A 6,292-nucleotide genomic window follows, 5' to 3' on the forward strand; every position below is an offset into this window, starting at 1 on the left:
CCCCGCACACCACACGAGGCCCGCACCCCATCCGGGGGCGGGCCTCGTCGCGTGACCAGCTCGTCAGTCCTCGCCGAGGTACGCCTTGCGGACGGACTCGTCGTGCAGCAGGTCCTGCCCCGTGCCGGAGAGGACGATGTTGCCGACCTCCATGACATGGCCGTGGTCGGCCAGGGAGAGCGCCGCCTGGGCGTTCTGCTCCACGAGAAGGATCGTCGTGCCCTGGGACTTGAGCTCCAAGATCGTCGCCATGATCTTCTGCATCATGATCGGGGAGAGGCCCATGGAGGGCTCGTCGAGCATGAGCAGTTTCGGCTGGGACATCAGGGCGCGGCCCATGGCGAGCATCTGCTGTTCGCCGCCGGAGAGGGTTCCAGCTGCCTGCTTGCGGCGCTCTCCGAGGATGGGGAAGAGGTCGTAGGCCCGCTGGATGTCCTTTTCGACGCCTTCCTTGTCCTTGCGGAGGAACGCTCCGAGCTGGAGGTTCTCCGCGATGGTGAGGCGGGGGAAGATGTGCCGGCCCTCGGGGGAGTGGGCGAGGCCGAGGGCGACGATCTTGTGGGCGGCGACGCCGGTGAGCGGCTTGCCGTCGAAGGAGATCTTGCCCGATGTCGGCTTCAGCAGTCCCGAGAGGGTGCGCAGCGTGGTCGTCTTGCCGGCGCCGTTGGTGCCGATGAGGGTGACGACCTGGCCGGCTTCGACGCTGAAGGAGATGCCTTTGACGGCTTCGATCTTGCCGTAGGAGACCCGGAGGTCCTCGACCTCGAGGAGTGCGGTCACTTGGCTTCTCCCTTGGTGCTGCTGGTGCTGCTGGTGCTGCTGGGTGCTGCCTCCGCGGCGGCTTCGGCGGCTTCGACCTCCGCGACTTCGGCTTCACCGGGGTCGCCTTCGAAGGGTTCACCCAAGTAGGCGGCGATGACGCGTTCGTCGGCCTGGACGACCTCCGACGTGCCCTCGACGAGCTTTTCGCCCTGGACGAGGACGGCGACGCGGTCGCTCAGGTTGAAGACGAAGCGCATGTCGTGCTCGATGAGGAGGACGGCCACGCCCTTGTCGCGGATGGCGAAGACCAGTTCCTCGGTCGCTCGCGTCTCCTGGGGGTTCATGCCGGCCGTCGGCTCGTCGAGCAGGAGCAGACCGGGTTCGCTGGCGAGGGCCCGGGCGATCTCCAGCTTGCGCTGTTCGCCGTAGGGGAGGTTGCGTGCCAGGTGGTCGCGCTTGTGGGAGAGGCCGATGAACTCGAGGAGTTCCATGGCTCGTTCCTCGCTGGCGCGTTCGGCCTTCTTGAAGCCGGGGCCGCGCAGCAGGGCGGACCACAGGCCTTCCTTCGTCCGCGTGTGGCGGCCGACGAGGACGTTTTCCAGGACCGTCATGTTGGAGAACAGGCGGATGTTCTGGAAGGTGCGGGCGATGCCGGCCTGGGTGACCAGGTGGGGCTTGGGCGGCAGGACCGTGCCCTTGTAGGAGACGGTGCCTTCGGTGGGGATGTAGAGGCCGGTCAGGCAGTTGAAGAAGGTGGTCTTGCCGGCGCCGTTGGGGCCGATGAGTCCGACGATCTCGCCGGCGTTGACCGTGAAGTCGACGGAGCGGACGGCGGTGAGGCCACCGAAGCGCATGGTGACGTCGCGTGCTTCGAGTACAGGTGTGGTCATGATTCTTACGCCCCCGCCTTGGTGACGGCCGGTTCGTCGGTCAGCGTGGTCTGTTTCGGTACGTCGAGTTGGCCGGTCTCGTGGAATTCGAGCTGGCGCCGGCGGTTGGCGATGATGCCTTCGGGGCGGAAGCGCATCAGCAGGATGAGCGCGACACCGAAGGCGAGGAGCGACTTGTCCTGGAGGAACACCAGCTTCTCGGGCAGCAGGTAGAGCAGGGCCGCGCCGAGGAGGGGGCCGGCGACGGTGCCCATGCCGCCGAGGACGACCGCGGCCAGGAGGAACGCGGAGTTGGGCGGTGTGGAGCCGGCGAACTGGTACGGGGTGGGGACGACGCTGTAGGTGACGTGGGCGCTGACGGTGCCGGCGAGGCCGGCGAGGGCGGCGCCGAGGGCGAAGGCGACGAGCTTGACGCGGAAGCCGTTGATGCCCATGGCGGTCGCGGCGGTCTCGTCCTCACGGATGGCGATCCAGGAGCGGCCGATGCGGGAGTCCGCCGCACGCGTGTAGACCAGGACCACGATGGCCATGATCAGCACCATGAGCAGGTAGTAGTTGGCGAAGCGGCCGAGGGTGAATCCGCCGATGTCGTGGGCCTGGCCGAAGTTGAACCCGAAGAGGTTCAGGTCGGGGATCGAGGGGATGCCGTTCGGCCCGTTGGTGACGTCGGGTCCGGAGTCGCCGTCCATGTTGTTGACGGCGATACGGAAGATCTCACCGAAGCCCAGCGTCACGATGGCGAGGTAGTCGCCGCGCAGGCGCAGGGTCGGGGCGCCGATGAGGACGCCGAAGACCAGCGAGGCGGCGGCGCCGGCCAGGGCGGAGGCCCAGAACGGCAGGTGGACGCCGGAGATGGTGGAGAACTCGGAGCCGGAGACCAGGGCGGCGGTGTAGGCGCCGACGCCGAGGAAGGCGACGTATCCGAGGTCGAGGAGGCCCGCGAGGCCGACGACGATGTTCAGGCCGAGGGCGACCGTCCCGAAGATCAGGATGTTGACGCCGATGTTGGCGTAGTGGTCGTCGGTCTGGGTGAAGGGGAAGGCGATCGCCGCGGCGAAGCCCATGGCGAGGGTGAAGCTGCGGTTGGCCGCCACCAGCGACGAGAACCGGTCCATGAGGCCGGCGGTGTGCACGGCCCACATGGCGAACGTGACCACGAAGAGGTAGCCGATGAACAGTTCGCCGTACTCGGTGTCGATGCCGTAGGTGAAGACACCGAGGCCGATCATCGTGACGACCGTGATCACGGCCCGCTGGACCCAGGGCGCGGTGGCCTCGGGGGCGGGGATGCGGTCGGGCTTGGCGATGTAGGCCTTGAGGGCCGCCTTGGTGCCGTCGGCGCCGGCCTTCTCCTGGGGGAGGGCGAAGGCGCCGAGGACCGGCAGGAGGGAGGCGATGGCCGCGATCCAGCCGCCGGGTTCGAGGTTGACGACGCCGCCGAGGTTGGCACTGATGGCGATGACCGTGAACCAGGTGACGGCGAAGCCGCCGAGGGCGGTGAGGACGAGCGGCGCGTTGTTACGGCCGGGCAGCAGCCAGCCGAGTCCGCGCGGCCCGTAGGAGGCGAGGGCGAACAGGGCGGTGAGGACACCGGCGGTGAAGGTGAGCCACTGCAGGCCGCCGGGGTAGCCGTTGATCGTGAGGTCGCCGGGGAACTCGTCGGTCCAGGTCCAGGCGAGGAACGCGGAGGCCGCGGTGGCGATGCCGCCGGCGAGCAGCAGGGCGCGGGCGGCCGCTGCGGGCAGCGGGATGAGGCCGCGCGGTACGGGCGGGGCGGGGACGGCGTCCGGGGCGGGGGTCTTGGTCGTCTCGGTCATGTCGTCACGCCCTGTCCGCGACGCGCTCGCCGAGCAGGCCTTGAGGCCGGAACAGCAGCACCAGGATGAGGAGGCAGAAGGCCCAGACGTTGGCCCAGCTCTGACCGCCGAGCTGGCCCATGCCGGGAATCTCGTCGATGTAGGCCGAGGCGAGGGTCTCGGCGATGCCGAGGACGACGCCGCCGAGCATGGCGCCGTAGATGTTGCCGATACCGCCGAGGACGGCCGCGGTGAAGGCCTTCAGGCCCATCAGGAAGCCCATGCGGTAGTCGACGTTGCCGTACTTGAGTCCGTAGGCGACGGCCGCGACGGCGGCGAAGAAACCGCCGATGGCGAAGGCGATGACGATGATGCGGTTGGTGTCGATGCCCATGAGCTGCGCGGTGTCGGGGTCCTGCGCGGTGGCCTGCATGGCGCGGCCGGTGCGGCTGCGGCGCACGAAGATCGCGAGGGCGGCCATACAGACGACGGCGGCCAGGATGAGGAAGATGTCGGCGTCCTTGATGGTGATGGAGCCGATGTCGTGGGTGGCGTCGAGCCCGGGGAAGGCGCGGGCGCGGTCGGCGCCGGGGTAGAAGTTGCGGACGACTTCCTGGAGGGCCAGGGAGAGGCCGATGGCGGTGATGAGCGGTGCCAGGCGTGGTGCTCCGCGCAGTGGTCGGTAGGCGAACCGTTCCGCTCCGACGGCGATGAGGATGGCCACGAGGGCGCCGCCGAGGAGCATCAGCGGTACGGCGAGGGCCATCGAGGTGCCGTCGGGCAGGATGTAGAAGTAGACCGTGAGTGCGCCGAAGGCGCCGGTCATGAAGATCTCGCCGTGCGCGAAGTTGATGAGCTGGACGATGCCGTACACCATCGTGTAGCCGATGGCGATCAGCCCGTACATCGAGCCGAGAAGCAGCCCGTTGGCCAGCTGCTGCGGCAGGGTGTTCACCGCATGGCCTCCATGTCGCTGGTGGTCGTGTGCACTGGATGTGTGCGTGGTCGTGTGCTGTGGGGGGTGTGGAAACGGGCCGCGCGGTCGGGGTCATCCTTCCGCGCGGCCCGTGGTGCGGCGTTGTGGCGGGCCGACTACTTCAGGTCGGCGGTGCCGGTCTCCACGTCGTTCCAGGCACCCTTCTCGACCTGGTAGACCGTCAGCTGCTTGTTGGTGGTGTCGCCGTACTGGTCGAAGGAGATCTTGCCGGTGAGGCCTTCGAAGTCGGACTTCTGGACACCGTCGACGACCTTGGAGCGCAGGTCGTTGATGTCGGTGGGCACCTTGCCGCCGTTGGCGTCGGCAGCGGCCTTGACGGCCTTGATGATGGCGGTGGTGGCGTCGTAGGCGTAGGCGCCGTAGGCGCCGTAGTCGCCCTTGTAACCCTTGTCCTTGTACGTCTGGATGAACTGCTTGGCGGCGGGCAGGGTGTCGGCGGGGACACCGATCGCGGTGGCGAGGTCGCCCTCGGAGGACTTGCCGGCGGCCTCGATGTAGGTGGAGGCGAACATGCCGTCGCCGCCGAACAGCGGGATCTTGACGCCGGTGTCCTTGAGCTGCTTGGTGATCAGCGCGGACTCGTCGTACTGGCCGCCGTAGTAGAGCAGGTCGGCGCCGGAGTTCTTGATCTTCGTGGCGAGCGAGCCGAAGTCCTTGTCGCCGGTGTTGACGTGGTCGGTGGCCACGACCTTGCCGCCGTACTTCTTGTACTGCTCGGCGAAGATCTTCGCGAGGCCGGCGCCGTAGGTCTGCTTGTCGTCGACGACGAAGGCCTTCTTCTTCTTGAGGCCGTTGTACGCGTAGCCGGCGGCGAAGCTGCCCTGCAGTTCGTCGGTGGTGGCGGTGCGGAAGTACGTCTTGTAGGGACGCTTCTTGTCCGTCTGCCAGTTCTTGCCCTGGGTCAGCTCGGGGTTGGTGTTGGCCGGGGAGATCTGGACCATGTTGGCCGAGGCGAACACCTGCTGCATCGTCTGGGCGACGCCGGAGTTCAGGGGGCCGACGGCGCCGACGGCGGTCTTGTCGCCGACGATGCTGGTGGCGTTGGACTGGCCGGTGGCGGGCTGCGCCTTGTCGTCCAGGGCCTTGAGCTTGAACTTGACGCCCGGGACCCAGTTGTTCTTGTTGGCGTCGTCGACGGCTATCTGGGCGCCGTACTGGATGCCGAGGCCGGTGGTGGAGTTCTCACCGGACAGGGGGGCGTCGACGCCGATGGTCAGCGTGGTGCCGCCACTGTCTCCGCCCTTGTCGCCGCTGTCGTCTCGGGACCCGCAGGCGGTGAGAGTCAGAGCTCCGGTCGTCAGAACGGAGGTAAGAATCACCAAGGAACGCTGTCGCACGATCAGTCCTTTCACAGGCAGGCCCGCCCTTGGTCGGGGGGTAGTGCCGCGCTGGTACCGAACTCCCGATGGAGCGGTGACTGGCCGTGACTCTAAGCCCGGTGTGGAGGCAGGGTCAGTGGCGTGGGACGGCTTGTGACTTTCTTGTTATGACGTGATGGATGCCCGGCTTCTCCGGCGGGCCCTCTCGGCGGGTTTGGGTGCTTTTCTCCGAGGTCCGCATTCTGAGAACCCGCACTTCCGGTTGGCCATGGCCGAGATCGTGCGGTCGGCGTGGCGCAGGTGGCGGGGGCGGGATCGGGAAGGTCCCGGGGGTGGGTGCGGTCGAAGAGGAGGTCGGGGTGTTGTATTGCGCGCGCGTTACGGAGCGTTACGCCGAGATAGGGGCGGCCCGTGTCCAGGGGGAGTTCCGAACAATTGGAAACAGTTAATTCCACGGTGATGCCGCGGTGAACCGGAACCGGCCTGCCTCGACAGGGGAGTTGAAGGGTCCGATTGTGTGTCTACGCG

The 6,292-nt window shown here is 67.7% G+C and carries 5 protein-coding genes; all 5 read right to left on the bottom strand.

Going from position 1 to position 6,292, the window contains the following annotated elements; genetic code table 11:
- Positions 1-63 precede the first annotated feature (63 nt).
- The 5 genes from ACFTZL_RS39170 to ACFTZL_RS39190 all read right to left on the bottom strand — a co-directional run bounded on the left by ACFTZL_RS39170 (position 64) and on the right by ACFTZL_RS39190 (position 5,767).
- On the bottom strand, positions 64-780 hold the full coding sequence (locus tag ACFTZL_RS39170) for an ABC transporter ATP-binding protein (protein ID WP_382593548.1): 717 nt from the start codon (positions 778-780) through the stop codon (positions 64-66).
- Complete coding sequence (locus ACFTZL_RS39175; protein ID WP_382593551.1) at positions 777-1,652, bottom strand: ABC transporter ATP-binding protein; 876 nt, start codon at positions 1,650-1,652, stop codon at positions 777-779. The genes ACFTZL_RS39170 and ACFTZL_RS39175 overlap by 4 nt, the downstream gene beginning before the upstream one ends.
- Before the next feature lie 5 nt (positions 1,653-1,657).
- Positions 1,658-3,469: a branched-chain amino acid ABC transporter permease gene (locus ACFTZL_RS39180; RefSeq protein WP_382593553.1), complete on the bottom strand. Its 1,812-nt coding sequence runs from the start codon at positions 3,467-3,469 to the stop codon at positions 1,658-1,660.
- 4 nt (positions 3,470-3,473) lie between these two features.
- A complete protein-coding gene (locus ACFTZL_RS39185) occupies positions 3,474-4,403 on the bottom strand; it encodes a branched-chain amino acid ABC transporter permease (protein WP_382593556.1) in 930 nt (309 codons plus the stop codon).
- Positions 4,404-4,540: 137 nt separating this feature from the next.
- Entirely contained in the window at positions 4,541-5,767 is a 1,227-nt protein-coding gene (locus ACFTZL_RS39190) for a branched-chain amino acid ABC transporter substrate-binding protein (protein ID WP_382593559.1), read from the bottom strand.
- Positions 5,768-6,292 lie beyond the last annotated feature (525 nt).

It is taken from the genome of Streptomyces sp. NPDC056948 (assembly GCF_042674225.1).
Lineage (GTDB): Bacteria > Actinomycetota > Actinomycetes > Streptomycetales > Streptomycetaceae > Streptomyces > Streptomyces purpurascens.